The 25,903-nt window shown below is 62.0% G+C and carries 26 protein-coding genes, 1 tRNA gene and 1 pseudogene; 21 read left to right on the plus strand and 7 right to left on the minus strand.

The genetic code is table 11. The annotated features are described in order from the left end of the window. Positions 1 to 66 precede the first annotated feature (66 nt). The gene (locus tag ACTXG5_RS15565; protein WP_445159660.1) at positions 67 to 969 is read left to right on the plus strand and encodes an SAM-dependent methyltransferase; all 903 of its coding nucleotides are present in this window, start codon (positions 67 to 69) and stop codon (positions 967 to 969) included. Positions 970 to 1,051: 82 nt separating this feature from the next. Next, positions 1,052 to 2,464 (plus strand): FAD-dependent oxidoreductase, encoded by a 1,413-nt coding sequence (locus tag ACTXG5_RS15570; protein WP_445159661.1) that lies wholly within the window; start codon positions 1,052 to 1,054, stop codon positions 2,462 to 2,464. A gap of 275 nt (positions 2,465 to 2,739) precedes the next feature. On the opposite strand, the gene ACTXG5_RS15575 is transcribed toward ACTXG5_RS15570, so the two are convergent. After that, entirely contained in the window at positions 2,740 to 3,666 is a 927-nt protein-coding gene (locus tag ACTXG5_RS15575) for a class I SAM-dependent methyltransferase (protein WP_445159662.1), read from the minus strand. A gap of 517 nt (positions 3,667 to 4,183) precedes the next feature. On the opposite strand from ACTXG5_RS15575, the gene ACTXG5_RS15580 reads away from it, so the two are divergent. Then, on the plus strand, positions 4,184 to 4,834 hold the full coding sequence (locus ACTXG5_RS15580) for an HAD-IA family hydrolase (RefSeq protein WP_445159663.1): 651 nt from the start codon (positions 4,184 to 4,186) through the stop codon (positions 4,832 to 4,834). 788 nt (positions 4,835 to 5,622) lie between these two features. Continuing rightward, on the plus strand, positions 5,623 to 6,825 hold the full coding sequence (locus ACTXG5_RS15585) for a cytochrome P450 (RefSeq protein ID WP_445159664.1): 1,203 nt from the start codon (positions 5,623 to 5,625) through the stop codon (positions 6,823 to 6,825). Positions 6,826 to 6,862: 37 nt separating this feature from the next. On the opposite strand, the pseudogene ACTXG5_RS15590 reads toward ACTXG5_RS15585, so the two are convergent. Next, positions 6,863 to 6,949, minus strand: a pseudogene (locus ACTXG5_RS15590) (hypothetical protein); the annotation flags it as partial. 103 nt (positions 6,950 to 7,052) lie between these two features. Here ACTXG5_RS15590 and ACTXG5_RS15595 point away from each other — a divergent pair. The 9 genes from ACTXG5_RS15595 to ACTXG5_RS15635 all read left to right on the plus strand — a co-directional run bounded on the left by ACTXG5_RS15595 (position 7,053) and on the right by ACTXG5_RS15635 (position 16,152). Next, the gene (locus ACTXG5_RS15595) at positions 7,053 to 7,781 is read left to right on the plus strand and encodes a mycothiol-dependent nitroreductase Rv2466c family protein (RefSeq protein ID WP_445159665.1); all 729 of its coding nucleotides are present in this window, start codon (positions 7,053 to 7,055) and stop codon (positions 7,779 to 7,781) included. A gap of 49 nt (positions 7,782 to 7,830) precedes the next feature. Next, positions 7,831 to 8,490, plus strand: a complete 660-nt coding sequence (locus tag ACTXG5_RS15600; protein ID WP_445159666.1) for a TetR/AcrR family transcriptional regulator — start codon at positions 7,831 to 7,833, stop codon at positions 8,488 to 8,490. Continuing rightward, entirely contained in the window at positions 8,487 to 9,305 is an 819-nt protein-coding gene (locus tag ACTXG5_RS15605) for a maleylpyruvate isomerase family mycothiol-dependent enzyme (protein ID WP_445159667.1), read from the plus strand. The genes ACTXG5_RS15600 and ACTXG5_RS15605 overlap by 4 nt, the downstream gene beginning before the upstream one ends. 303 nt (positions 9,306 to 9,608) lie before the next feature. After that, positions 9,609 to 10,400, plus strand: a complete 792-nt coding sequence (phnC, locus tag ACTXG5_RS15610; RefSeq protein WP_445159668.1) for a phosphonate ABC transporter ATP-binding protein — start codon at positions 9,609 to 9,611, stop codon at positions 10,398 to 10,400. Beyond that, on the plus strand, positions 10,397 to 11,278 hold the full coding sequence (gene phnD / locus ACTXG5_RS15615) for a phosphate/phosphite/phosphonate ABC transporter substrate-binding protein (protein ID WP_445159669.1): 882 nt from the start codon (positions 10,397 to 10,399) through the stop codon (positions 11,276 to 11,278). The genes phnC and phnD overlap by 4 nt, the downstream gene beginning before the upstream one ends. After that, complete coding sequence (phnE, locus tag ACTXG5_RS15620) at positions 11,275 to 12,114, plus strand: phosphonate ABC transporter, permease protein PhnE (protein ID WP_445159670.1); 840 nt, start codon at positions 11,275 to 11,277, stop codon at positions 12,112 to 12,114. Before phnD ends, phnE begins: the two co-directional genes overlap by 4 nt. Then, positions 12,111 to 13,136, plus strand: a complete 1,026-nt coding sequence (locus ACTXG5_RS15625; protein ID WP_445159671.1) for a phosphonate dehydrogenase — start codon at positions 12,111 to 12,113, stop codon at positions 13,134 to 13,136. Before phnE ends, ACTXG5_RS15625 begins: the two co-directional genes overlap by 4 nt. A 555-nt stretch (positions 13,137 to 13,691) precedes the next feature. Then, on the plus strand, positions 13,692 to 15,002 hold the full coding sequence (locus tag ACTXG5_RS15630) for an NtaA/DmoA family FMN-dependent monooxygenase (RefSeq protein ID WP_445159672.1): 1,311 nt from the start codon (positions 13,692 to 13,694) through the stop codon (positions 15,000 to 15,002). A gap of 235 nt (positions 15,003 to 15,237) precedes the next feature. Beyond that, positions 15,238 to 16,152 (plus strand): alpha/beta fold hydrolase, encoded by a 915-nt coding sequence (locus tag ACTXG5_RS15635; RefSeq protein WP_445159673.1) that lies wholly within the window; start codon positions 15,238 to 15,240, stop codon positions 16,150 to 16,152. Positions 16,153 to 16,158: 6 nt separating this feature from the next. Here the strand turns inward: ACTXG5_RS15635 and ACTXG5_RS15640 are convergent, their stop codons facing one another. After that, complete coding sequence (locus tag ACTXG5_RS15640; protein WP_445159674.1) at positions 16,159 to 17,127, minus strand: C1 family peptidase; 969 nt, start codon at positions 17,125 to 17,127, stop codon at positions 16,159 to 16,161. A gap of 120 nt (positions 17,128 to 17,247) precedes the next feature. On the opposite strand from ACTXG5_RS15640, the gene ACTXG5_RS15645 reads away from it, so the two are divergent. The 5 genes from ACTXG5_RS15645 (at position 17,248) to ACTXG5_RS15665 (ending at position 21,030) form a co-directional block, all read left to right on the plus strand. Further along, a complete protein-coding gene (locus ACTXG5_RS15645) occupies positions 17,248 to 17,751 on the plus strand; it encodes a hypothetical protein (RefSeq protein ID WP_445164440.1) in 504 nt (167 codons plus the stop codon). 32 nt (positions 17,752 to 17,783) lie between these two features. Then, on the plus strand, positions 17,784 to 18,695 hold the full coding sequence (locus tag ACTXG5_RS15650) for a TPM domain-containing protein (RefSeq protein ID WP_445159675.1): 912 nt from the start codon (positions 17,784 to 17,786) through the stop codon (positions 18,693 to 18,695). Between the two features lie 46 nt (positions 18,696 to 18,741). After that, a complete protein-coding gene (locus tag ACTXG5_RS15655) occupies positions 18,742 to 19,746 on the plus strand; it encodes a glycoside hydrolase family 6 protein (protein ID WP_445159676.1) in 1,005 nt (334 codons plus the stop codon). 66 nt (positions 19,747 to 19,812) lie between these two features. Then, a complete protein-coding gene (locus ACTXG5_RS15660) occupies positions 19,813 to 20,463 on the plus strand; it encodes a LysR family transcriptional regulator substrate-binding protein (RefSeq protein ID WP_445159677.1) in 651 nt (216 codons plus the stop codon). Between the two features lie 75 nt (positions 20,464 to 20,538). Beyond that, positions 20,539 to 21,030, plus strand: coding sequence for a nitroreductase family deazaflavin-dependent oxidoreductase (locus ACTXG5_RS15665; protein WP_445159678.1), 492 nt, complete (start codon positions 20,539 to 20,541; stop codon positions 21,028 to 21,030). Positions 21,031 to 21,118: 88 nt separating this feature from the next. Here the strand turns inward: ACTXG5_RS15665 and ACTXG5_RS15670 are convergent, their stop codons facing one another. Further along, complete coding sequence (locus ACTXG5_RS15670) at positions 21,119 to 21,799, minus strand: class I SAM-dependent methyltransferase (RefSeq protein ID WP_445159679.1); 681 nt, start codon at positions 21,797 to 21,799, stop codon at positions 21,119 to 21,121. 256 nt (positions 21,800 to 22,055) lie between these two features. Then, positions 22,056 to 22,727: a C39 family peptidase gene (locus tag ACTXG5_RS15675; protein WP_445159680.1), complete on the minus strand. Its 672-nt coding sequence runs from the start codon at positions 22,725 to 22,727 to the stop codon at positions 22,056 to 22,058. A gap of 193 nt (positions 22,728 to 22,920) precedes the next feature. On the opposite strand from ACTXG5_RS15675, the gene ACTXG5_RS15680 reads away from it, so the two are divergent. The 3 genes from ACTXG5_RS15680 (at position 22,921) to ACTXG5_RS15690 (ending at position 24,902) form a co-directional block, all read left to right on the plus strand. Next, positions 22,921 to 23,244 carry a hypothetical protein gene (locus ACTXG5_RS15680; RefSeq protein ID WP_445159681.1) on the plus strand — a complete coding sequence of 108 codons (324 nt, stop codon included), beginning with the start codon at positions 22,921 to 22,923 and terminating at the stop codon, positions 23,242 to 23,244. A gap of 141 nt (positions 23,245 to 23,385) precedes the next feature. Continuing rightward, positions 23,386 to 23,700, plus strand: coding sequence for a YchJ family protein (locus ACTXG5_RS15685; protein WP_445159682.1), 315 nt, complete (start codon positions 23,386 to 23,388; stop codon positions 23,698 to 23,700). Positions 23,701 to 23,756: 56 nt separating this feature from the next. Beyond that, positions 23,757 to 24,902, plus strand: coding sequence for a zinc-binding dehydrogenase (locus ACTXG5_RS15690; RefSeq protein WP_445159683.1), 1,146 nt, complete (start codon positions 23,757 to 23,759; stop codon positions 24,900 to 24,902). 23 nt (positions 24,903 to 24,925) lie between these two features. Here ACTXG5_RS15690 and ACTXG5_RS15695 read toward each other — a convergent pair whose 3' ends face one another. Further along, positions 24,926 to 25,240, minus strand: a complete 315-nt coding sequence (locus tag ACTXG5_RS15695) for a DUF732 domain-containing protein (RefSeq protein ID WP_445159684.1) — start codon at positions 25,238 to 25,240, stop codon at positions 24,926 to 24,928. A 217-nt stretch (positions 25,241 to 25,457) separates the two neighbouring features. Further along, positions 25,458 to 25,528, minus strand: a tRNA-Cys gene (locus ACTXG5_RS15700). Positions 25,529 to 25,903: the final 375 nt, after the last annotated feature.

A 25,903-nucleotide genomic window follows, 5' to 3' on the forward strand; every position in this document is an offset into this window, starting at 1 on the left:
ATCTGTTGGCGGGTGTGAAGAGGGCACGACCTTTGGCCCGGGAAGGCTTGCTGTCAAGGAGCGGATGTGGCGCGGACCGATGACGATAGTTGGGATCTGAAGACCAGCGTGGGTGCGACGGCCACCTTCGTGGCCGCCGCGCGAGCCATCGCCAGCACGCAGCCAGACCCCCTAATCAGGGATCCATTTGCTGCCGAGTTGGTTCGCGCCGTTGGAATCAAGCTTCTTACTCGCGTAGTTGATGGTTCGATCGAGCTCGCGGATATTGGAGCCGGATGGTTTCCGGCCTGCTTTGGCATCCGCGGCTGGGCGATCGATAATTTCGTCGCCGATGCGTGCCGAGAGGGCATTCGACAACTGGTGATCCTGGCCTCGGGATTAGATTGCCGCGCTTACCGTTTGGACTGGCCGCCGGTAACGACGGTCTATGAATTGGATCAGCCCGCGGTCATTGAGTGGAAGACGAGCACCTTGGCGAGCCTGGGCCACGTATCGGCAGCCGAGCACCGCTGCGTGGGAATCGATCTTCGGCAAGATTGGCCAGTAGCGCTGCGGCGAGCGGGATTCGATCCTGCAAGGCCCACCGCGTGGATCGCCGAAGGGCTTTTCCTCGGTTATCTACCCCCGGCGGTTCATGACGAAATAATCGATGCGATCACGGTGTTGAGCGCTCCGGGCAGCCGGATCGTCGCCGACTATTTCCATGTTGGCCGTCCGAACGCGCTAGGGGAAATCCTGGACTATCTGCACGAAATTTGGTCCAAACATGACCCTGAATTGGAGCTGCGTAGCCTCGGTTTCTCGGGAGCTCGCCACGATGCCGCGGTGTACTTGGCCCAGCGTGGATGGAACGTCAACGTCGCTTGTCTGGATGAGCTTTTCCAAGCGGCTGGTCGGTCGTCACCGGTATCAACGCAGTTCCCTTCGGCTGCAAGGACGCAGCTCTTAGTTCGCGGAACTCGCTGCTAGGCACTGGCTTTCGTTCACACCGAGGCGTGTTTCGTCAAGAACCGGCCAGCGCGGGAAGCCGCGTTGAAAAGAGGACATTGAAGTGACCGTGAAGCCTGACTCCGCCCGTGCTGTTTTCGACCGTCTGATCCGAACCGACCTCCCAGCGCATACGCCCGTGCTCTTCGATACCGCTTGCGTGTTGGGCGGCAGCATCGCGGGCCTGTTGGCCGCTCGGGTGCTCGCTGATCACGCCCGCAGGGTGGTGATCATCGAGCGCGATGCAGTGAACGCCGACGGACGCTCACGGTCCGGGGTTCCACAGGATCGTCAGGGGCACGGTCTGCTGCCGGGGGGCCGTACCCAGCTCGAACGATGGCTGCCTGGCTTCACCCGCGAAGCACAGGATCTGGGCAGTGTGCTTGCCCGCCCCGACCAGCAGGCCATCTACCTGGGGGACCAGCAGCAGATGCAGAGCCGCGAAACCACGATACTGACCGGCACACGGCCATTCCTGGAATCCCGGATCGGCAGCCGCGTCCTCGCGCTGCCCAACGTGACAACCCTGTCCGGTCAGGCAGCAGGCCTCGACTTCCGCGACGACGCGGTACGCGCCGTGCGCCACATCGCCGACGGCATCGAGCGAGCACTCGACGTCGATTTCGCAGTGGACGCCATGGGACGGTCGAGCAAGATATCGGACTGGGTCGAACGAGGCGGCTACCAGCGCCCGCAGCTACAACGGCTCCGAACCGACATCAACTACGCGACCGCACTGTTCGAGCGGCAAGACGACGCGGCTGAGCTGTCAACTGCTTGTGCACTCGCGCGTCCAGGCGGCCCATCAGCTCCGGATGGAATATCGGTTGCCGCGGCAGTGGCGGTGGAAGCCAATCAATGGATGGTGATGATGATGGCCTACGAACCTGACCGGCCGCCCACGTCGATCGAGGCTCTTCGGTCGACGTGCGCCAAGCTCCCGATGATCTTCGGGCACGCGGTAAGTGGGAGGGTCACCCGCGACATCGAAACGTACCGACAAGCGGACAGTCGCCGCCGCGACTTCACGGGACTCACACGATTCCCGGCCCGCCTGGTCAGTGTCGGAGACGCTATGGCATCGTTCAATCCAGTTCACGGCCAGGGCATTTCGTCAGCTGCGCTGCATGCAAGCTGCCTATCCGATTACCTGGTCAGTGTCCCGCAGGTCACCCGCGCGGCGACAGAGTTCTTCGACCTGCAATCGGTCGTGACCGACGCCGCTTGGATGATGTCGGCAGGCGACGATGCCGCCCGGCTCGACGCCATCCGGGGCGTCGATGTACCCGAGGATGTCGCAGTCCAGAGGAGGGCCTTGCAGCAATTGCTTGAAGCCACGCTGGTGGACCAGACGGTCGCCGATGCTTTCGGCAATGTCACATCGATGCTTGCCCATCCCTCGTCGTTGGCCGAACCGGCTCTGCTCGAACGAGCAGCAGCGGCAAACCAGCTCCGCGCAACCAGATCCCCGCAGTAATGCACCGGCCGCCGTTAGGTGGTGACGGCCAAGGGGATCTGCTCGTCGCGACCCCGCTGCTGTGCTGAGCGGCGACGGCGCCGGCCACGCCAAGTGGGATGCGTCACATCGAACGCGACTACTGCTGAAAACCGCTGTTGTCCCGATTGATCTGACGCACTGACCGTCGAACGCAGTGTGTGATTTTGCTCACCGGAAACTCGGGAACCTAAAGGTTGCTACACATCATGGAGACGCGCTTTGTGGCATGAATTCCACTGCGCTGCTCAGTGCTATTACAATTCTTCGCGATCAACGACGAAACGTACCTGACAGGTCTTGTGAATATTACCTGGGCGGAAACCCACGGTTTCTGTATCTACAATACGGAAGCCAAGGCTATCAAATAATGAATGCCACTCGCTAATTCGCTTGAACTGACAACCGAAATTCATATCAACAAGTCCTTGAGCGACGGCGTTACCAAAAAGATCAATCAATACGAGTACCCCGTATTGATTGCTATCATCCAATTTATTAAATTCGGTCATTTCAATCTGTCCGACCGCGGCCCCGAGTGACGCTGCTGGGACAGCGTAAGTGTCCTCCTCGATAATCAACCGCCGTGCAACACGCCGCAAATTGATCAACAGCGGAATTAGATCGGGTGCATCAACGTGATGGAGGACGGTTTTGACGATCGCACTGTCGAACATGTCGTCCGCATAGGGGACATCAGCAGGTGACGCCATCTGCCGAAACGGTAGATGACCAGCGTCCGGGCCACGGTAGTCCATGACGTCGGTGGTGTAGCAGTCAAAGCCGGCGCGGGCGATCAGCGCAGCTAAATGACCGCGTCCGCAGCCGAAGTCGAGTACTGTGCTACCTCTAATGGCTTCTGCAAGATTATTGAAATCCTGTGTCGGCTTACGCTGCGACTTATATGCCGAGTAGCCCTCGCTGAACCATGACCCGATTCCTTCGGATGTGAAGAATTGCCCGTGCACCTCTTCAGCTGCTTGATACAGTTCACCGCCGCTACCAGCTGCCAGCAAATACTTGCAGGCGTCCGCTAGGAGCCCACTCACATCGCTGGCATGGTCAGGAAAGTGGGATTTATAACTTTTTTCCAACACTGACATGGTGAAGTCCAGTGCCGCCGTTTCATTCTGCAAAATGTCATAAATGAAGTCGTATTGAGCTCGTTTGGTGGCTGTCAACACCAAGAATCCTTTCGTTGCCCATGCTTCAAATGCCTGACGCCGCGTCGTTGGGTATCGGCAGGCAGTGGGGCTCAAGCAGTGATTGATCTCATGATATCAGTCCAATGCACATAGAACATGTTCGACCCAAAGTAGGTGAATTTCCTTTCATTCACCTTTACAAAAGTGCGTAACCCGCGTAACAGCAACGATGACCAACACGATGGGTCGCATCTCTTTTACTCAACGCTGTTTAGAAGAGCCCGTTTGACGTGCGGTTTTCACTGCAGAGGACCCAGCGGTCCGTTCATGCCGACCTAACATTGCCGACCACCGTCGTCGAGCGCAAACCGAGCCCGACCGCAGTCGCCAGGTGAACCTCTGGTCGCGGCATGCGAGGCACCAGGGCGTTGTGCTGTGCCTACTGGTGCTGTTCGCGCGTGTGGAGACCCGCCCATGTGCGCTAACCGGTTGGGCGCATGTTCGTCAGCGACACATCTTCGGATGCACGTGCCCTACCCCATTAGGGTTGCCGTCTATGGCGGTGCTGCACGGCAAGAGAATTTTGTTCGACATCGATGGCACCTTGATCGACTCAACCGCCACGGTCGAAGGGTCCTGGGGTACCTGGGCCAAGGAATACGGCGTCGACTATGACGAGGTACTCAAGGTCTGTCATGGCAGGCGAACCGAAGACACGGTCGCGCAATTCGTCGCACCAGGGCAGCGAGCCGCAGCGACAGCTCGGCAACTCGCCCTGCAAGAGCTGGCTGATCTCGATGGTGTCGTGGCGCTACCGGGAGTACGCCGACTGCTTGATGCCCTACCGCCTAGTCACTGGGCCGCGGTGACCTCCGGGCCGCGCTCGTTGATGGCTGCGCGACTAGTGGCAGCGCGGCTCCCGGCTCCGCAGTTGCTGATCGGCGCAGAAGATGTATCAGCTGGCAAGCCAAGCCCCGAGAGCTACCTCAAGGCGGCTGCCGCGCTGGGCTTCGAGGCACGGGAGTGTCTGGTGGTGGAGGATGCGCCCGCGGGCGTCGGTGCTGGCCGGGCCGCAGGGGCGCAAGTACTAGCCGTCACGACCACTCACCGCGCCGCCGAACTGGCGGACGCCGACGTCATCGTGACCGATCTATCCTGCGTGAGTGTCGAAGTCACTGATAGTGGTGTCGCCTTGCTGATCGCCTAAAGCGGTTGACAGCATGGCATTTAACGCCGCGAATGCTCCGCAAACGGAGAGTTGTTCGGCGACATGCTTGATTACTACGCTTGAGTTCCCGAGCTTGCACGCTTAGCGCCCTCGATGACGGCTCGTGGTTCATCGCCCGGAATGAACGGCACGGCCGCCACGAACGTTGAAGTGAATGGGGCTTTATGGGTTGTCAGCCCTGGAATAGGCCTGGTCTTCGCCACCTCCGGTGCCATGAATTTGGCCGTCCCCAAAAGACGCCCGGCCCTCAGGGGTTCGAGTTGGGTTGACGATTTCAGTTCGGGCACAGTGGTATTCGTGGGATTGACGGATTACTGACGGCCTGGCAATACTCGCACCCGCGGTACTCGGATTTCGCCCCTGTTGGCGGCAGCGGTTGGGATAGCGGGCGTGTCGACCGGGGCCGAATCCCACGTGGGCTCGTCGCGCTGGGGTGGTCGGGGGTGACGCAAACCGGCGCGAGCCCGCGTACCACGCGGATCTGCTCAGGTGAGCCAGATATGAAGATGTTGATCTGAGCTAGCGCGAAGTTCTCTTTCGAGCAAAAGTGATGCGCACCTTCATAGTTCGCCGTAGACTCATCGCGAAATGGTGAGCCCGGGCGGGAGCAGTTAGTTGGCCTCGCCGTTGACGCAGGAGTGGTGCTGTTCGCGCCTTCAGTTCAGACCGCCTGTTGCTCAATATAATTCGTCCATAATGTACTACTGGTGATGTCAAATCGGTTGTGCCCCTGTGCGCGGCTGATCGCTGGCTGCAAGATGGCGAGCATGACCGACGCTATCGAAACACTGCCTCTTCTTGACCCGTTCACAGCAGACGACCCCTTCGAGTTTTTCCGGCGCGCCGGCACCGAACACCCCGTCGCCCGGCTGGCCGGCTTGGGTGCTTACCTCATCAACGATTACCACGAGATCTTGGCCGCACTCAAAAACCCCGCGCTCATCAGCGCGACGGCAACCCTGGCAATCAGCCGGCTTAGCTCATCTGATCAACAGAAGTTCGGGCGCGCGCGCCGATCGATCGGCTTGTGGATGGGCGGAACCAGTCGGGAAGACCACCGTCGATTACAGCAGCTGCTAAAGCACTACTTCACTCCGGGGACGGTCGAAAGTTTACGGCCGCGGGTCAGGCAAATGACCAACGAGCTGCTCGACAAGGTGCAGCGTCTGGGCAGGATGGATGTGGTGGCTGATCTGGCTTTTCCATTGCCAGCCAATATCATTGCGGACTTGTTGGGTATGCCGCGCGACGATTATGAGCTTCTGCGCATGTGGTCTAACGCTATGCACGAGGTCTTCCTTGGCGTCGATTTGGAGGCCGCGCAGGACAGCATCGTGGAGTTGGAAGACTACCTGCGCGACATTGTCGCGGCGCGGCGGCGAGATCCACGGCAGGACCTGATCACGATGTTCGTTGAGGCCGAACGTGCGGGACGGGTGACCGAGGACGAGATTGTTGCCAATTGTGGCGCGTTGTTATTCGCCGGGCACGAGACGACAGCTTTTGCGACCTCGATCGGGTTGTCGTTGCTGATGGCCCACCCTGAGCAGCTTGCCATGGTGAAGGCGAGGCCGGAGCTTATTCCGAGGGCAGTGGAGGAGATCCTGCGTTTTGATGGCCCCACCGCGGGTGCCATTCGGCAAAGTGTGGAGCCGGTGGTCATCGCCGGTTATGAGTTTCCGGCCGGCGAGCACTTTTTCCTGTCGGTGTTGTCCGCCAACCGCGATCCGCGGGTGTTTGCCGACCCCAACCGGTTTGATATCACTCGAATCGACAACGGGCATCTGACATTCGGTATTGGCGTGCATTTCTGCCTGGGTGCCGCCCTGGCGCGTCTTGAGCTCAGCGAGTGTTTCGGTGCCGTGTTGGAGCGCTTACCGAATCTGCGGCCGGCCTCCGACGCCCCGCCGATCATGACCATCCGGCCGCCGCTTGGTCGCTGGTTGGAGTCGCTGCCCGTCGAGTTTTGACCTAGCTAGTTGTTGGCCACCACAACGGCGTCTACTTAACGGCCACACCTTCGAAAGGCTCGTCGAGTTCGACGCCCCAGATGACATCGTCTATGCCGTCTCGCAGCGACAGCAGAGGGGCCTTCGCCCGCCCCACTTCAGAAGTCGTCAATCTCTTCTGTCTTCCGGATAGCCTGAAGTTGACCGATCGGTACAAGAAATTTAACCGGTCTGTTAGCATAGTTGGCGTGCCTGACGCTGATTTGCACTTCTACTTCGACCCGGTGTGTCAGTTCGCGTGGATGACCAGCAAGTGGGTGCGAATAGTCATGGCGGCCCGGGACTACCGGGTGGAGTGGCGGTTGATATCGCTGCGCATGGTCAACGAGCACATCGACTACGACGCGCACTTTCCGCCCGATTACGAGGCTTACCACAATGCGGGGCTGAGGATGCTTCGCGTGGCGGCCCGCACCCGAGCCGAGCTTGGGCCGCGGGCTTTGGACGTATTGCAGGCTTCCTTCGGCGCCCATATCTTCGACCGGCCGCCTTGGCGCGACATGCAGGAACGGACCGACACTGTAGGGCAGCCCACGCAGGTCGCGGCGATCCTGGCCCAGGCTGGACTGCCTGCGGAATTCGTTGAGTCCCTTGACGATGCTTCGTGGGATGCCGAGATAGCCGCTGAGACAACGCAGGCCCGTGCGATGACCGGGAAAGACGTGGGGACACCGATCATGCACGTGGACCCGCCCGGGGGCGTCGCGTTCTTCGGGCCGGTGATCAGCCGTCTACCCACATCAGATCAGGCCGTGGAGTTGTGGGACCACGTCGTTGGGCTGGCTCGCTTCGGTGGCTTCTCTGAACTCAAACGCAGCCTGCGCGAGCAACCTCAGTTGGAGGTGTTCGGCAATTCGACCAATGCGGCGGGCAAACAGGAGGACTGGCACCAAGGCAGCCGACGCCTCAAGCACTAGCCGCCCATGCACAACATGCACCACCCGACCCGCCGAAGAGGAAATGGCGATGGCACAGGAGATGTCAGACGTGACGAACACCCCGGTGGCCCTGCAGCCGCCCACCGAACCAAGGACGGATGCGACCAAAGATCGCATCGTGCGCGCAGCGGCCAAGCTGTTTCTGGCCCGCAGTTACCACAGCGTCGGGGTCAACGAGATCTGCGAAGCGGCGAAGGTCAAGAAGGGCAGCTTCTACCACTTCTTTGAGTCCAAGAGCGACTTGGCCATCGCGGTGATCGATCATCACGCTCGAGCGATGTGGAGGATGCTCGACGAACATGAACGGGCCGCACGGGGCCCGGTCAACAAGATGCGCGCTACCGCGCAGGTCACGCGGACCGTCCACGAGGGTTTGGTCAAAGTATTCGGACGAGTCGTTGGCTGCCCGCTGGGTAATCTCGCGCTGGAACTGGCGACCACCGCAGACGAAGCCGGCAAGCACGCCGCCAATGTCCTCGCGGAGTGGGAAGCACGCATCGCCGGACACGGCCGCGACGCTGAGGAAGTCGGATTGCTTGCGCCCGGAACCGATCCCGACGAACTTGCCCACGTGATCATCGCCACCATGCAAGGCATGATCCTGCTGGCGAAGGTGTCCAACTCTGCGGTGACACCAATCTATGAGGCGATGGACCGCGCAATCGACCATGGCGTTCGACGGATATGACCCCAAATTCCGACCAGACCAACGCGACGGTACAGGTGTTTCGACCAACCCTCAGCGACGGCGACTACGTCGATGCCCTCGATGCCGAGGGCCTTCTGTTACTCGACGTCGCCGAGTCCCGCAGCTTCGACGCCGCGATCGCATTCTGCCCGGGATGGATTCTGAGCGAGCTGATCACCCATCTCGGCTACATCTACCGTTGGGTCGGCGTGATCGTCGGCCAGGGCCGCCTGGAACCCCCCGGGCGCCAAGAGTGCACCGCGCTGCAGGACCCCGACCCGACCGACTACGCTGGTACGCTCCGTCGGCTACGGTCGGCGCACACCGCGTTGGTTCGGCTGCTGAGACAGGCTCCACCCGAACTCGCCAGCTGGACGATCTGGCCTGCCCCCTCGGCCCGTACATTCTGGGCGCGTCGGATGCTGCACGAAACGCTGATCCATCGCGTGGATGTCCAGAATGCTGGTGCCCCAGCACTTTACGGTGGCGAGAACTTGGCAACAACCACTGCCACCGACGGTATCGACGAGATGATTTGCGGATTCGCCCGCCGATACACCAAGACGCTTCGAAGCCGGCAACCCGCGGCCCTGGCGTTGACCGCAACTGATACTGGACAACAGTGGTGGGCCCAGATCAGTTCGGAGGCGCCACGATTTGGACGGGGCAACCCTCCGGTCCCGGCCGACACTGAGGTACGCGCACATTCCGGTGAACTCCTGCTACTCCTGTGGAACCGCCGCCACCCCGACAGGCTGACGATTGCGGGGCGGACTGAGGTGCTTGACATCTGGGCGCGTGAAGCCCACCTATAGCCGCCTGCGATGACCCCGGTCGGTTCGCCGACATGCTTTTGCTCGTCGCCATTTTCCGCTAACAGCCGACTGCGGCGTCTCGTTAACGCAACCGACTACGTGTCTTGTCTAATCAGGATCACATTGCGGCAGAACCACTATCGGCGATAGATTTCAATATTCTGCCGAATGCACATACCATTTCTTTGGGCGGGCGCCGTTCATCCGATAGATCAAAACGTTCCGTCGTTAATGGCCGCACCGTTGTCAAAAGTTCATGATCGGGCCTTAGTTTCCAAGTGATTTATACAAACTTGGAGATCTGTGATCCAGCTATACGACGTCAGCGTTCGGTACCAAGCCACCCTCGCTTTGCACCCGCTGACCATCCGTTTCGAACCCGGCAGCTTTTCGGTGCTGCTGGGTCCATCGGGGGCGGGCAAGTCGACTCTGCTGCGCTGCATGAACCATTTAGTGACGCCCACCACTGGATTGGTCGAGGTGGCCGGCGTCGGACCGCTCAACAGCAGCTCGAGGATTCGCGCGCACCGGCGGCGCACCGGGATGATCTTTCAGCAGCATCAATTGATCGGCCGGCACACAGCGCTGCGCAATGCTCTTCTCGGGACCGTGGCTTCCACCGGTGTGCTGCAAGGGTTTTTGCGGTCGAGTCGTCCAGATACATACCGCGCACTGGCCGCCCTCGACCGAGTGGGACTGCTGGGCAAGGCCATGGTTCGCACCGACCGGCTCAGTGGGGGTGAGCAACAGCGGGTCGGGATCGCCCGGGCGCTGACCCAAGAGCCTGACATCGTCCTGGCAGACGAACCGGTGGCCAGTCTCGACCCGGAAACCGCAGTCACCGTCCTGAGCTTGCTTCGTGAGATCTGCCGACAGGACGGCATCACCGTCGTGGTCAGTCTCCATCAAGTCGACCTGGCTCGCCGTTTCGCGGACCGAATCGTCGGTCTGTCAGCCGGTCGGGTGGTAGTCGACGAACCACCAAGTTGCCTCGATGCCGAGCAAATTGCCCAGATCTACCGCCAAACCAGTGACCGCTCGCCCACGACCCCGTCGGCGACGCTGACCGCCCCGACCGCAAAGGGAACCCGATGAAGGCCGCTCGTATTTTGCTGACCACACTGCTGGCTTTTGTTCTTGCCGGCTGTTTCGGCTCGCACACGCAGACGACGTCGAACCCGTCAACACTGCGAGTTGCCTTGCTGCCAGACGAAAATGCCACCACCGTCATCCAGAACAACCAACCGCTCAAGGACTACCTGCACGCCAAACTCGGTAAGCAGATCGAGTTGGTGGTTACCACCGACTACTCATCGATGATTGAGGCGATGCGGCGCGGCCGAATCGAGCTTGGCTACTTCGGCCCGTTGTCGTTCGTGCTGGCGAAATCGAAGGACCCCGACATCGAACCGTTCGCGGCACTTCTCGAGCAGGCCGGTGGGCCGCCGGTCTACCAGGCCCTGGTGATAGGGAATATCAGCCAGCACATCAACACGATCGCCGACCTCACCAACAAGACGGTGGCTTGGGGCGACCCCGCAAGCACATCGAGTCATCTGATCCCGAAATCCATGCTGGCGGACCAGGGACTGCGAGCCGGACAGAACTATAGTGAACAGTTCGTGGGCGCTCACGACGCGGTCGCTTTCGCGGTACAGAACGGAAATGCGGCCGGCGGCGGTATCAGCAAGCCGATCTTTGAAACGTTAAGCCAAAGGGGCACAATCGATCCGGCTAAGGTTCATATCCTCGCCGAGTCCAAGCCCTACCCGAACTACCCCTGGACCATGCAGAGCAGTCTGGACGCTGGACTCAAATCCGCTATCCGGGAGGCCTTCCTGAACTTGCGCGATCCGAAGGTGCTCAAGCCGTTCAAGGCCGCCGGATTCGCGGCGGTGACCAATGCGGACTATGACGTAGTCCGCCAGCTGAGCAAGCAACTAGGGCTGGATCTGTCGTCCTTGAGCAAATGACAGTTGTCGAGCGCCGGGGCCGGCACAACCCGCCGGCCGCGAATGCCGAATACGGTGAGATTGCCCGCCTCGAACAGAGACGGCGCATGCGCGCGGCCCTGTGGGCCGTGGCGATTGTCGGGGTCGTGCTCGCTTGCTCCGACTACGTCGGGCTGTTGGATGCCCGACGGCTCAACGACGGAATCCCGGCCCTGTTTTCCTTGCTCGGTGAGATGTGGCCTCCGGACTTCACGCGCGCCGGTTCCTGGGTGGTACCGCTGCTGGACACCCTGGCTATGAGCGTGGCCGGGACAGCGCTATCCATAGCCCTGTCGTTGCCTATCGGACTTGCCGCGGCGCGCAACACAACTCCGCACCCGGTGCTCTATCACTTGGCCAGGGCGATCCTCAATGTCCTTCGGGCGATTCCTGATCTGATCATGGGGATCGTTTTCGTGGCAGCGGTTGGCTTTGGCGCGCTCCCCGGTGTGCTGGCGCTGGGTTTGCATTCGGTCGGCATGGTGGCCAAATTCTTCGCCGAGGCCATCGAACGCGCCAGCCCGGCCCCCATTGAAGCCGCGCGTGCCGTTGGGGCGAAGCCGGTCCAGGTGATCATTTACGGCGTGCTTCCCCAAGTTCTTTCCCAATTGGCTGACGTGTCGATTTACCGGTGGGAGTACAACTTCCGAGCCTCGACGGTCCTCGGTCTGGTGGGCGCCGGCGGTATCGGTTTCGAACTCATCGCCGCCTTGCGGACACTGGAATATCGGCAGGTGGCCGCCATCATGGTGGTCATCTTGGCAACCGTCACTATCGTGGATGCCATCAGCGGCTGGCTGCGAGGGAAGTTTCTGTGAATCTGCCGGAGGCACAACCATTTCGGGTGGTCATCACTCATCGGGTCTACCCCGAGGTGCTCGAGCTGCTGGGCCAATCGTGTGAGGTGATCGCGAACCAGACACCGAACACCCTCACCCGAGACGAATTGCTCGCCAGGTGCGGCGATGCCGATGCGTTGCTGGTGTTCATGCCCGACCGCGTCGACGAGGAGTTGCTGCGACAGAGCCCGCGGTTGAAGATCGTGGCCGGGGCATTCAAGGGCTACGACAACATCGACGTCGCAGCGTGCACTGATCGTGCGATTTGGGTCAGCTACGTCGGGGACCTGCTCACCGCTCCCACTGCCGATCTCGCGCTCGGCCTGTTGATGGCGCTGGATCGGCACCTTCTCAGCGGCGATAGCTACGTGCGCTCCGGTCGGCACCAAGGCTGGCGGCCCGAACTGTATGGCGGCGGGCTCAGCGGGCGCCACGTCGGGATCGTCGGCATGGGGGCCGTGGGACGTGCAGTGGCACATCGGTTGCGCGGGTTCGACGCGCAATTGCGCTATGCCGATCCCACGCCGCTATCCGTTGCCGACGAGAGCGAATTGGGTGCACAGTCAGTGTCGCTGGAAACGTTGCTGACGAACAGCACCGCCGTGGTTCTCGCCGCACCGTTGACTTCGGGTACCCATCACCTCATCGGTTCGGAGGCGTTGCGGCGCCTTCCCGCTGGGGCGCTACTGGTCAATGTGGCCCGCGGTTCGCTGGTCGACGAGGATGCTGTCGCCGACTCGCTGCGTGCGGGCCATTTGGGCGGCTACGCCGCCGACGTCTTCGCATTCGAAGACTGGTCGGATCAACAACGACCTCGAGAGATTTCGCCCGTGCTGCTCGCAGACGAGCGCACCGTGTTCACTCCGCACCTAGGCTCGGCCGTCCGCGACGTTCGCCGCCGGATTGAAAGGGCGGCAGCGCAAAGCATCCTCGATGTTTTCGCCGGCAAGCCGCCGTCCACTGCCGCGAACGCCAGCGAAATGTCAGCTGGGCGGACCTGACATTTCCCTATCAAAGACCCTGCCGCTCACTCGGATCGCCATCGGCGGCCACTGAGCAATAGAGAAAAGGGCAGGGGCGCAAATCATTTCGTGTACACAAAGGCGGCCGCACCTTCTACGTGAGGCCGTCCTCCAGGTAGCGCAGCGAGTGTCTACCCTGCGATTGGGAGTCACTCTCAGACAGCCAGAGGATCCTCTCCTGAATTGCCTCCGTCGACCCATAAATCCGGCGATTGCAACCGGGGCAAGTCAGGTATGTGTACATTCTGTCGCCGCCTCGCGGCCATTCTTCGCGTGCACCGTCGGGCAACTGGATCCCGATGGTCTGTTGCCCAGCGTCCTGAATCAGCTGGCCCGCCATGTGGCCCTCCGGACACGTCAGGTCCATGGCCATCAGTCCTCGGTCGCTCATTTGGCACCTCTTCAGTCGCTGATATCCAGCTAACCGTATCCGCTGATCGCACGATTGAGCCTGCTCGTCCCACAGAGGGAGGACTATTTCGACCTCAGACCGCGTTGCGCCAACAGATTGACGCGCACGAAGGAGTCGAACTTATGAGCACGCGGCCTCTGCACTTCAACGCTTTCATCTGGCCGAACGGCTATCACGAGGCCGCATGGCGCGTCGTGGACGGCGATGTGCGCAATGTCCTCGGCCTGTCCTACTACACCGATATCGCGCGGATCGCTGAACGCGGCTTGATGGACTCGATCTTCTTGGCCGACAACATCGCCATCGCCGAATATCGCGCCACGTATCTCCCGCAGACTCAATTCGACCCGATCTCGGTGCTATCGGCGCTGGCCGCGGTCACCGATCGCATCGGACTGATCGGGACGGGCTCGACGACCTACAGCAAGCCGTGGGAGCTCGCCCGCCGGTTTGCGACGCTGGATCATCTCAGCGGCGGCCGTGCCGGCTGGAACATCGTCACCACCGTCACCCCGCTGGCCGCGGCGAACTTCGGCGAACGGTTCCACCCTGAGCGCGCCGACCGTTACGCGCACGCCCACGAATTCGTCGAGGCCGTCACGCGCGTCTGGGACAGCTGGGAGGACGACGCGATCGTCGGCGACCGCGAACGCGGCGTGTGGGCAGACCGCGCCAAGTTGCACGCGCCGCGCTTCCACGGCCAGTACTACGACGTCGAAGGGGTCCAGCCATTTCCCCGCACCCCCCAGGGGCACCCGGTGCTCGTTCAGGCAGGACAGTCTGCGGCCGGCGTCGGGCTGGCCGCGCGATACGCCGAGGTGGTGTTCTCCGGGGCACCGTCGCTCGAGGCGGCGGTTGCCTTCCGGGCCGATCTCCACGCGCAGGCAGCAGACGTAGGTCGTAAGCCCGGGGAGGTGCTGGTGCTGCCCGGGCTAATGGTGACGCTGGGGGGCACCGTAGCCGAAGCTCAGGCACGAGCACAGCAGCTAGAAGATCTGGCAAGTCCAGAGTTTCGATGGCAAAACGCCTTATATACGGCCGGGCTGGACCCAGATGCTTTCGATCCGGACGAACCGCTGCCCGCCAAGCTTTGGGCTGAGCAGTCGACACCGTCAAGCTTCGCCGAACGGCTCTATGCGGCGGCGCGTGCGCAACCCGAGGCTCCCTTACGTGAGGTCGCCCAGCAAGTGACTGGCGGCGCGGGGCCGACGCATTTCGTCGGCACTCCCGAGCAGCTGGCCGATCATGTGATCGCTTGGCACGACGCAGGTGCTGTCGACGGATTCACGTTTATGGGATCGACACTGCCGCATGAGCTCACGACGTTCGTCGATCATGTCGTGCCCATCCTGCAGCGCCGTGGCCGATTCCGCACTGAGTACACCGGGCCCACGTTGCGCGATCATCTTGGGCTCGAGCGGCCGGGTAAATAGATCACTCGGGTCAGACGACCGGAGTCGTTCACCCGGTGCGGGGAGAATTGTTCTCATGAGGGACTCGATGGCCGTTAGTCGGCGGCTTGTGCTGACTGGGGCGCTGGCTGGTGGGCTGCTCGTTTCCGGATGTCACACCGTGCCCACAGGGCCCAGCGAGGGTGAGCCAGTGATCCCGTGGCCCGCTGACGACACTCTTGGTATCGGCTTGGAGAGCTACCCGTATCCGCACCCCGTGCACTATCTGGATGTCAGACACGTCGCCCAGGCGGACTGGATCGATCGCCAGGCCCCGGACTGGGAGCAGCGCGCGCGTATGGCGTACATGGATATCCCGCCCGACAGCGCGCAGTCGAAGGGGGTTGTCTTGCTGGTGCACGGCAAAAACTTCTTCGGCGCGTACTGGACGGGAGTGATCGAGGCGTTGTGCCGCCAGGGTTACCGGGTGATCGTTCCGGATCTGATCGGCTGGGGTAAGTCCACCAAGCCCTCAACGTTGACCGCGGCCTCGTTGGTGACGCATCTGCGCACGCTGTTAGATCAGCTGAAGGTGGATTCCTTTGCGTTCATTGGACATTCGACAGGGGGGCTGGTCGGCATGCACATGGCGCGGGCGCTACCCGAGCGGGTGCACGCGTTGGTGCTGGAGAACCCGATGGGACTCGAAGACTATCGAAACGGCCTGACGCGGCAGGTTCGCCATGAAGACTTCGCGCAGGACGAGCGCTCCATGACCGCCGATCAGATCCGCCAGTACATCGCGCACTATTTCGTGAAGAAAGAGCCTCGGCTCGTCGAACCGTTCGTCGCGGTACGGATGGCCGTCGGGCGAGGGCCCGAGTTCGAGCGCTGGGTGCAAAGCTCCGCTGCGGCCTCTGACATGCTTCTCAATGAGCCTGCCGTGGACTTCGTCGCTTCTTTAGCGACCCCAACGCTATTCGTCTGCGGCCTGTCTGACCGCACCTATGTGGGCGCGAAATACACTGCGCCCCAGGACCAAGGGGCGAAGGGGAATATCGCGGAAATGGCCAAAGGGTTCGCCGCGCGGATGCCCAAGGCCCGATTCGTGGGGGTGCCCAACGCCGGTCATATACCGCATCTGGAGATACCGGCCGCGTTCAGTACAGCCGTGCTCGAATTTCTGCGGTGAACGCCCTTAGACGTCATCGGGCACAAAAAACCCTTGCCCCTGGGACATCGCCTCAAATGTGCGATAACTCATCCACACGAAACCCTTGTCGCCCCAACCTGTCCCAAAGCTGTTCTGGACTTTGACCGCACCCGTTCCGTCCTTGAAGTCGTTGTCATAGGCGACGATCAGCATCACATGGCCAACCTTCTTGCCCTGGTTCTCCATGAATTTTCCACTGCCGACATAGGGCGAACGTTCGCCGCGGTAGTGCGGAAAGTCGGTGTAGAGGTTGACGCCAAAGGCGATCGGATTACCCCGTGCGATGACGGTGCGCATGTTTTCGAGGCCTTCTTTTCCTGTGATGGTCGTCGCTTTCCATTCTGGGATAAGGAATTTCGGGTCGGGCGGGATCGGTTGCGAACCATATTTCGTCCAGTTGACATCGCACGACGATTCGGATCCCTGCTTGCCGAAGTTCGGCGCCGCAGCTAACGATGGGGTCCCACCATTGGCTTTGAGCCAGTTCAGCACCTTGCTAACTTGCCCTCCTTGACAGGTGTTGCGCGCCATCTTTATCGAGGTCTGGTATCGGATGTAGGCGTAGTCCGGGCTGGCCTGCAAGTCGGGGGTGGTTGGGGGCGAGTTGTTCTTGCGCGCCGCATAGAACGTCGCCAGACCGTAGACGGAGGCCCACACGAAACAGTTCGGCATGTGTTGGTCGCCGACCGGCGGTAACCATTCGGCTCGTACCGATGCATTCGACGGCACCTTGTCAAGACGTCGCGGCCTATCCATCGGCACCGCCTCCGGAACGGAGGCATCGTATCCGTAGTCGGTGAGCTCATAGGCCTCCTGGCTGGGAGCGCCGGACGGGCTCGTGCAGCCCGGCAGAGCCGCCGCGAGGGCGCCGGCCGCTGACAGCGCCAGCATCGCGCGGCGGTCGAAACATTGATTCATGTTTAACCCCTCTGTCGGCGCTGAGGTTACCGTCACAGCCGCGCTCAAAGCCCGAATGCGTGAATGGCACCAAGATCAGAAAGCGTGGCCTCGTCGAAGGCGCGTTATCGTCTGCAGGTGGCCATACCTATTCCTTTGAGCGCAGCGCTCGCGGCGATGATGGCGATAACCGCGTGCATAACGGCGCCCCACGGCACCGCTGACCCGACAACCCAACAGTCGCCGTTCACGACCGGAAAATCCGGCACCACCATCCACGTCACGGAGTACAGCACCGCGACCGCCGACGTCACGCTCAACAACGCGACCTGGGTCTCGTCCGGCTGCTCCGGCGGCGGGGGCTGCAACGTCATCGAGCTCACCATCGTCGGCAAATCCGACGCGCCCTTCAGCTACAGCGAGACCTCGATAACCGCCGCCTCTTCCCCCTGGCGGCAAGACCCATACCGGGATATCCAGGGCGGCTCATCCATGGTCGATTACCAGAAGATCAACAAGACGCCGCCCCTGCGCTCGGGCAGCGTCACCAATGGCCAAACCGCCCACGGATTCATCGGCTACGGCGGCAACGTGAACCAGGGCGACGTTTACATCGAGTTCAACGACCCCAACGCTCCGGCGGCACCCACCCCGTTGGCGGGCTGGAAAGTCCACACCTAGCTCGCGTCAGATCGCGGGCTAGATTTGTCCGTATGCGGATTGCTCGCCTGTTCGGTGTAGTCCTGACGATCCTCACAACGGGATTGCTGCTGGCACCCCCCGCCGGCGCGCAACCGCCGTCCAAGCTCTTGGACCACCTCACCGACAACAGCAGGGTGTTGACGGCTTCCGATCGCGCGACGGTCAACTCGGCCATTGACCGGCTGTCTAGCGATCGGCACATCCAACTGTGGGTGGTCTACGTCGACAACTTCAACAGGTTCAAACCCGACAACTGGGCCGACAAAACCCGCGACGCTAGCGCGATGGGCGACCACGACGTGCTGCTGGCCATCGCCACGAACACCAAGCTGTACGCGTTCAGCGTGCCGCCCCAGGTGCAGGGCGTCACAGCGGCCGAAGTAAACAGCCTGCAGACCAACAAAATTGCACCGGCGGTGAGCGCAAAAGACTGGACCGGTGCCGCGATCGCTGCGGCCGACGGGCTGAACAAAGCTGACGGGTCGACCACATCGGTAAGCCCGCCAAAGCACACCTGGCTGCCGATCGCGATCGGGCTCGCCGTCCTTGTGGTCGTCGTTGTGGTGATTCTCCTGCTCGTTCGTGCGCGCAGCCGCCGGCGAGGCGCGCGGCCGGTTGACCCCAGCGACGGGCAAGCGACCATCGGCGGGCGCGATGACTCCTTGGGGCAGGCGCTGTCCAGCGCGGAGGCCAGAGTGCGCCAAATCTCCGACTACGTCACCAAGCATCGCGAGAGCATCGGCACCGAGGCCAAGACCCGATGCGACGAGGCGAAACGGCATTTGGCAGCGGCGCACGGCAAGGAATCAACCAACGCTTCCGAAGCAATTGCCCATGCCAATGGGGCATCGACGCTGGCCGCTCAGGCGCAAACGCTGGCAAATGCGGACGTGCTCGCAGCGCACCGCACGCGACAACATTGAGGCACGCGATTGGCGCTCAACGTTCTGGAGCAGCTAATTTCCTGAGGTGATGTTCTCAGCTGCTGGTGCAGTCGCGCGGTGGACCGCCCCGTTCCTGACGGTTGCGGCCGTCGCCGGCATGAATCTTCTTGCCCACCCGGCGCAGGTCGGTCCTGCTCCGACCGTGCGCTTGGTCAGTGATGGCGATCCGTTGGCTGGAGCGCCGTTCTACGTCAACCCCAATTCGGCGGCCATGCGTGCCGCGCAGAGCGCCGATCCGCCGAATCCCCAGTTGGCCGCCATCGCCAACACCCCGCAGGCGTACTGGATCGTCCCGGGCGGTTCGGCGGCCACGGTCGGGAAGTACACCGGCGACGCGGCGGCCGCTGGCGCCATCCCGGTTTTGTCGATTTATGGAATCCCGCACCGCGACTGTGGCAGCTTCGCTGCCGGTGGCATGGGGTCGGCCGACGACTACCGCGGCTGGATCGACGGCATCGCAGCCGGCGTGGGCGCTTCGCGGGTGGCGATCATCCTCGAACCCGATGCACTCGCCATGGCCGATTGCCTATCGGGTGATCAGCGCCAAGAGCGGTACGACTTGATTCGCTACGCCGTCGACACCCTGACCCGGGATCCGAACGCAGCCGTGTACGTCGATGCCGGTCACTTCCGCTGGCATAGCGCCGAGGACATGGCCGCCAGGCTCAACCAGGCCGGCGTCGGCCACGCGCGGGGTTTTAGCGTCAACACTGCGAACTTCTTCACCACCGGTGACGAAATCGGTTATGGCGAGGCAATTTCCGGTCTCACCAACGGTTCGCACTACGTGATCGACACGTCGCGAAACGGCGCCGGACCAGCGCCCGACTCCGAGCTCAACTGGTGCAACCCCAGCGGCCGAGCGCTGGGCACTCCGCCGACCGCGGCCACCGGGGGCGCGCACGCCGACGCCTACTTGTGGATCAAACGTCCCGGTGAATCCGACGGATCATGCGGCAAAGGCGATCCGCCGGCGGGCAACTTCGTGAATCAGTACGCCATCGAGCTGGCTCGCAACGCGGGGCAGTAGGACGTAGACGGAGTCGCAGGCTTTACAGCGCGGGTATTACTCGCTGCCTCCGCAAGGGCAATAGAGATGGGGAAAAGGGTCGCCCGAGCCGATGCGGGCAGCATTCGGATTTCGTGCGCGGAGACGATGACCACGTGGCTGCTGGCTCCGGTACTGCGCCAATGGCGTTCGCAGCGTCGTGAGGTACAGCTCGACCTCTCCGAGTTCACGAGCGCAGACGCGATGGTGGCGCATTTGGAAGCAGGGGATGTCGACATCGCCATTGGTCCTCGGCCAACCAGAACCACCGCCCACGTCAGTGTTTTCGGCACAGAGGAGATGGTTGTTGTCGTCCCGCCTGGTCACCGTTTCGCGCAACGGACGGAGGGGGTTGCCGTCTGTGAGCTGGCTGATGAACCCTTTGTTCACTATGGCCTGGACAGCGGCAAGGCGGATTGGGTGGATGAATTTGCTGACCGTCACAACGTGGTACTGAATCCTGTCTTGCACACGCACAGTCCGCGCACAGCAGCCCAATTGGCCGCGGCAGGATTCGGTGTCGCCCTCGTTCCCGTATCGGCTTTGGCTCCTGAATCGCCCGGAGTGGTGCGGCGGCTCCGGCCGAACGTCGATCGCGAAGTCATTGCGGTGGTCGCCGCTCCGTCCGACGCACTTGTGCGCCAATTCCTCACCGATATCCACCGTCGCGGTCTACCGACCTGGTCGGGCCCAAACTAGTGGATACACGGAAAGCCCAGGCGCATATATAGTTTCGTCAATACATTGTTCATGGGAACGGGTAGAGTGAACAATATGCAAAGTGAAGCGCCGCTGCCGGAGATTCCCCGAGCAGGTGTAGACCTGAGAGTGTTGCCTGACGAGGGGTGGATCTACGGCCAGAACCAAGCGCTCAAACAGCTGGATGAATCGGGGACCACACAGACCCTCGCTGTTGAGCTCGACCAAGACGACAAGCGCGTCATCGTATTGACTGTTCGCGGCGCGAAGACCGGTCAGCCACGGCGTATTCCGTTGATGCGGGTTGAACACAATGGTTGTTATGCGGCTATTGCTTCCAAGGGCGGCTCGGCCAAGCCTCCGGCTTGGTACTACAACTTGAAGGCACATCCCGATGTGCAGCTACAGGATTTGACGGCGATCGGTGATTTTTCGGCGCGCGAGCTCGTCGGCGACGAGCGGGCGGTCTGGTGGGATCGGGCGGTTCAGGCCTTCGAGCCATTCGCGGGGTACGCGGAGAGGGCAGGTCGAGTGATTTCCGTCTTCGTTCTCGAACCCACCAACTAAGGGTGGTCGAAGATGATCCGGAAGTCCGCTAACATTCGAGCCATCGCGGGGGCTGAGGTCTGCTGAGGTGCGGGCACGCCGATCGCTCCTAAGGCGAATCCTGGTGCGGTTTAGTCCATGTGACCCGCCATAACCGTCGTGGCAGGTCTCCTTCTTCGAAGGCGTGCATATCGTCGCGTATCCAGCCATCGGTCAATGCCTTGATGAATTGCTCCGAAAAGAAGTGCACCGCGAATCCGCCGTGCTCGTAAATATCGTCACCGTGCGGATTCCCTGCACCGTAGTGTGCGTCGCCGACGTGCCGAACGGTGTAAACAAACGTTCCGCCTGGGCGAAGCACGCGCCGGATCTCATTCACTACGGCATGTATTTCGTTGGTTGATAGGGCCATACACAAAGCCATGTGGGCATACACCGCGTCGACGGATCCGGTCTTCGGAGGTAGGGGGTCGCGCAAATCGTGCACGACCGCCGAGATTCGCTCGGTTAGACCTTGAGCTTTGGCAGCTGGTTGGATCTGGGCGACGGCAACACCACTGAAGTCGGTGGCCAACACCCTGAATCCCTGCTGGGCAAAATAAAGGGCATCGCGCCCGTGGCCGGCCGCCAACTCCAGTACCTGCCGGGCACGGGCCTTCCTGAACACTTGCGCCGCATACATTGCCGACGCCGACGGCGTGGACCCGTACATACCTGGGTTATCCCGGTAGGTGTTTTGCCAATGCTGGCGTTGCGCTTTGGCCAGACTCGCACGTTCGGTCGGCGCCATGGCGACTCTCCTTGGCTGGGCGGTCTCGATTCGGCAATGGGTGCCGAGGGCGATGCACACGCCGGGACCACGTCGCCGCTTCCGAGGCTAATCATGTTGGTAGACAATGCAATATGATCCACGTTACATCGCACACTGCCGAAGGGCATCGCATCGAGGATTCGAAAAAACTAGGCGCTTGCACGGAGACTTGCATGCCGTCGAATCCGTGTTCTTTTGCCGAAACAGCTATCGCAGCTTGATATCGGCTGCCGGTTTAGGTGGTGACGGCCATGAGGTTATGGCCGGCGCCCCAGGCTTGGAGGAAGACCGCGATGGGGATCTGGTTGTCGCGGCCCTCGCGGCTACCGCTGTCGTTGAGGTGCACGACGTTGTTGGCGGTGTCGACGCCGGTCACGACCACGGTGTGGTCATGCGCGGGGTTGCCATTTCTGTCTTTTTGTTCGACGGGCTTTTGCCAGACGAGTTCGCCGTTGACGCTGGCGAGCACCTTGTGTCCGGCGCCCAATTGCTGCTCGAGTCCTTCTAGGTCGCCATGAGTGATCACGGCGCTGACGTTGTACTGCGCCAGCAGCGTGGGGATGTCCCGAAACCACGTGCCCTCGCCCGAATTCGGGTCATTCGGGTCGGCCGGCCTGGTGTAGATCGGGCCAGGGCCCTGTGAGCTAGGGGTCGCCTGGGCCCTGTTGATGATGTCCTCTTCCGAGGGCTCCACGCCGGTGACTTCGCCGACCACATCGGCGCTTGCCATCAGGGTGCAGTCGTCCCAGTACTGCTGGTAGCGCCAGTATTTGGCGGCGGCCACGGGGTCGCCGTACATGGTGCCAGAAGTCGCGTGCGCCGGGCCGGCCAATCCCAGTGCGACGCCAATCGCTACCACAGCGACGAAGGTGGCCTTGGAGATGGTGGTGATCTTGACGGCCCTCATGGTTTGTCCTTTTCTCCTCCCCGGTTTGCCACGGGGTAGCTAAGAAAAGTGTCGGACGTCGGCCTTCTCGATTTCTCAACGATTTCTTGGAGTCCCGCGGACGACGCCGCAACGTTGGGATCGGTAGCGGACCGGCCTCGGTGTGATTGCCAAGACAACGCCGATGCCGGCGACGCACTGAACAGGAGGCAACATGAACCGAATCGTTTACCAAGCGCTGCTGTCCGGCACCGTGGCGCTGGCCACTCTGGGGCTCGGCACAGGCACCGCCCAGGCCGACCCGTCAACGGGCATCTGTAACCAAATGGGGATGTGCAGCTACGTGTGGTGCCCCGGCGGTGCTTTGCCGATGCCGGACGTGGTGTGGGACATGAATGTCTGCCACCACTACTACGGCGGCAGCCTCGGTCATCGGGGAACCGAGGGCGGCATTCAAGTCGGTGCGCACATTCTCGAGGGAGATCCTTCCCCGGCGAACACCTGCGCCGGATCGCCAATCTGCTTGCCCGGCCTGTAACTGCAGTCAAACCGCCGCGCCGCCGGGGGAGCACCGGGCGTCTGTCAGGCTCTTGGCGTGGACGAAGTCCTCGGGCCGTCGTGTCCCTGCGGCAGTGACGAAAGCTATCGCGCTTGTTGCGAGCCGTTTCACCATGGCGAGTTGCAGGCCCGATCGGCCGAGGAATTGATGCGATCGAGGTATTCGGCATTCGCCTACGGTGACGCCGATTACCTATTCCGCACGTGGCACCCGCGAACGCGGCCAGTCGACGTCACCGTCGACCCATCCATCACCTGGACCGGTCTAGAGGTGATCGCCACCGTCGCTGGTGGCCCAGACGACGATCGTGGTGAGGTGGAGTTCAGGGCCCAGTTCGAGTCCGCGGGCCGCGCCGACAGCATGCATGAGCGCAGTCGCTTCGAGCGCCGCGCCGGCCGCTGGTTTTACCTGGACCCCGTGACGGAAGATCGGTAGGCGTCTTAAGCGTTGACACGCTTGAGACGACCCACAACAGGAACGAGGCACCGCCCATGACCGCAGATTTGCCCGGCGAAGCACTGGAATTGCGTTCGTTGGTGACGTCCGGTGGCACGCTCGAACTCTCGCTGCACGAGGTTCCGGTTCCGGTCCCCGGCGACAACGAGGTGCTGGTGCGTGTGGAAGCCTCGCCGATCAACCCCTCAGACTTGGGCCTTCTTGTTGCTGGCGCGGACATGACCGCGGCGACGGTATCGGGGACCCCCGAACGTCCCGTCGTCACCGCCCCGCTCGGACAGGCCGCCGTCGCGGCGCTGTCGGCGCGACTCGACCAATCGCTTGCGGTGGGCAACGAGGGCGCGGGCACCGTGGTGGCCGCCGGGTCATCCTCAGCAGCCCAGGCCCTGATCGGAAAAACGGTGGCAATTGCGGGCGGCGCGATGTACTCGCAATACCGAGCGTTCGACGCTTCCGCATGTCTGGCCCTGCCCGAGGGCGCCACGGCGCGGGACGGAGCGTCATCGTTCGTCAATCCGATGACGGCACTCGGAATGACGGAAACCATGCGCCGCGAAGGACATTCGGGCCTCGTGCACACCGCCGCGGCATCGAACCTGGGCCAAATGCTGGTCAAGCTCTGCCAGCAAGACGGGATACCGCTGGTCAATATCGTCCGCAAACCCGAGCAAGAGGAGTTGCTGAAGTCGCTCGGCGCAACCCACATCCTCAACTCGACATCGCCGTCGTTCGCGACAGATCTCGTCGAGGCGCTCAACGCGACATCGGCGACCCTTGCTTTCGACGCCACGGGGGGTGGAACGCTGGCAAGTCAGATTCTCGACGGTATGGAGAAGGCGGCCAGTGCGACCGCGGGGGCGTACTCGCGCTACGGGTCGACTGTCCACAAGCAGGTGTACATCTACGGCGGACTCGACACCGGCCCGACGGTGCTCACCAGGAGCTACGGCATGGCGTGGGGCGTCGGAGGCTGGCTGCTCACCCCATTTATTCAAAATGCAGGAGCCGAGACCTTTGGCCGGCTGCGCGCTCGGGTGGCCGCGGAACTCACCACCACGTTCGCGAGTAGCTACACCCGGGAGGTGTCACTTGCCGGCATGCTCCAGCCCGATGCGTTCAACGAGTACGTCAAGCGGGCGACCGGAGAGAAGTTCCTCGTGACTCCGCACGCCGCGCCCTGACCCCAGCGGCGGTAATCACGCCGTCATGTGCAAAGGCTAGGGGCGTCGCACACATTGCCGGGGCAATAGGTCGAGTGCGCGGCGTCGACCATGGTTCCGACATCCGGCAACGTCACGCTCCTCTTGTCCAGGTGCTGGTGAACCTCGTCGGCAATCTGTTGCGGCGTCCAACCCCACGTGAGGTCGTAGCAGATGAGGTGGGCCTCCCCGATGAGTGCCTCTTCCGTCTGCGGTGGCCATGAGAGGCCGACGGCACGCAGTTGCGCGAGGTAAGCGTCATCTTGAGCAGTAGTGGCAGTCGCTATTGCGGCGCTACCAACCAGGGCAGCGCCAGCCATGATGGGGACGCCAAGTCTGGCCAGCCAGCGAGGTGAGGGCATTCGATTCCCTTTTCTTCTTCTTGGCGTTAGCAAGCCCGCCAGTTGGTGTGCGGGGTCCAAGCAGCAAATAAGAAGAATAGCGAAAGCTCGGTAAATTCTCAGTGCGTTGACGAGTGTGTCGAATGCGCTCATCCCGGGACGGTTCACACCGTCGTCAAGGGCGCGACGTTCTCGGAGCGAGTGACGGGATTCGAACCCGTGTGTACGGCTTTGCAGGCCGCTGCCTAGCCTCTCAGCCACACCCGCGCGAACCGCAACCCTGCCAGCGCAAGCCGCCGGAGCCCAGTGTTTTCCTCGGCACGATCATTTCGGTCTAGCAACGCCGCGGCAACAGCCCGGCGCCGGGAGCGAGGGGACACGCCGTCGACGGCCACCGCCGCTATCACTAAGCCGCCGCTTATCTTGTACCAAGCCGCCCCCCATCTCGCGAGCCGCTGGCTACCAAGTCGACGAACAGTGTTGATTCGCAAACACATTGGCTTCACCTGCAGACATTAGGAAAACGTAAGTACGCCGTCGGCAAGGAACCGCAGAACCGTTAGCCGCGTTAAACGATCAAGGGAGCGGCTTCGTCCGCCGATTGGGCAGGTGCCAATCGCATCTGAACGCGGGGATCCCGGC

It is taken from the genome of Mycobacterium sp. Dal123C01 (assembly GCF_052566995.1).

Coding starts and splice junctions, on each gene's coding strand:
- ACTXG5_RS15675 (WP_445159680.1), bottom strand. CDS start 22,727: ATGAGGGCCGTCAAGATCACCACCATCTCCAAGGCCACCTTCGTCGCT.
- ACTXG5_RS15650 (WP_445159675.1), top strand. CDS start 17,784: ATGCGGATTGCTCGCCTGTTCGGTGTAGTCCTGACGATCCTCACAACG.
- ACTXG5_RS15680 (WP_445159681.1), top strand. CDS start 22,921: ATGAACCGAATCGTTTACCAAGCGCTGCTGTCCGGCACCGTGGCGCTG.
- ACTXG5_RS15600 (WP_445159666.1), top strand. CDS start 7,831: ATGGCACAGGAGATGTCAGACGTGACGAACACCCCGGTGGCCCTGCAG.
- ACTXG5_RS15580 (WP_445159663.1), top strand. CDS start 4,184: ATGGCGGTGCTGCACGGCAAGAGAATTTTGTTCGACATCGATGGCACC.
- ACTXG5_RS15670 (WP_445159679.1), bottom strand. CDS start 21,799: ATGGCGCCGACCGAACGTGCGAGTCTGGCCAAAGCGCAACGCCAGCAT.
- phnD (WP_445159669.1), top strand. CDS start 10,397: ATGAAGGCCGCTCGTATTTTGCTGACCACACTGCTGGCTTTTGTTCTT.
- ACTXG5_RS15605 (WP_445159667.1), top strand. CDS start 8,487: ATGACCCCAAATTCCGACCAGACCAACGCGACGGTACAGGTGTTTCGA.
- ACTXG5_RS15585 (WP_445159664.1), top strand. CDS start 5,623: ATGACCGACGCTATCGAAACACTGCCTCTTCTTGACCCGTTCACAGCA.
- phnE (WP_445159670.1), top strand. CDS start 11,275: ATGACAGTTGTCGAGCGCCGGGGCCGGCACAACCCGCCGGCCGCGAAT.
- ACTXG5_RS15630 (WP_445159672.1), top strand. CDS start 13,692: ATGAGCACGCGGCCTCTGCACTTCAACGCTTTCATCTGGCCGAACGGC.
- ACTXG5_RS15690 (WP_445159683.1), top strand. CDS start 23,757: ATGACCGCAGATTTGCCCGGCGAAGCACTGGAATTGCGTTCGTTGGTG.
- ACTXG5_RS15695 (WP_445159684.1), bottom strand. CDS start 25,240: ATGGCTGGCGCTGCCCTGGTTGGTAGCGCCGCAATAGCGACTGCCACT.
- ACTXG5_RS15660 (WP_445159677.1), top strand. CDS start 19,813: ATGGGGAAAAGGGTCGCCCGAGCCGATGCGGGCAGCATTCGGATTTCG.
- ACTXG5_RS15665 (WP_445159678.1), top strand. CDS start 20,539: ATGCAAAGTGAAGCGCCGCTGCCGGAGATTCCCCGAGCAGGTGTAGAC.
- ACTXG5_RS15645 (WP_445164440.1), top strand. CDS start 17,248: ATGATGGCGATAACCGCGTGCATAACGGCGCCCCACGGCACCGCTGAC.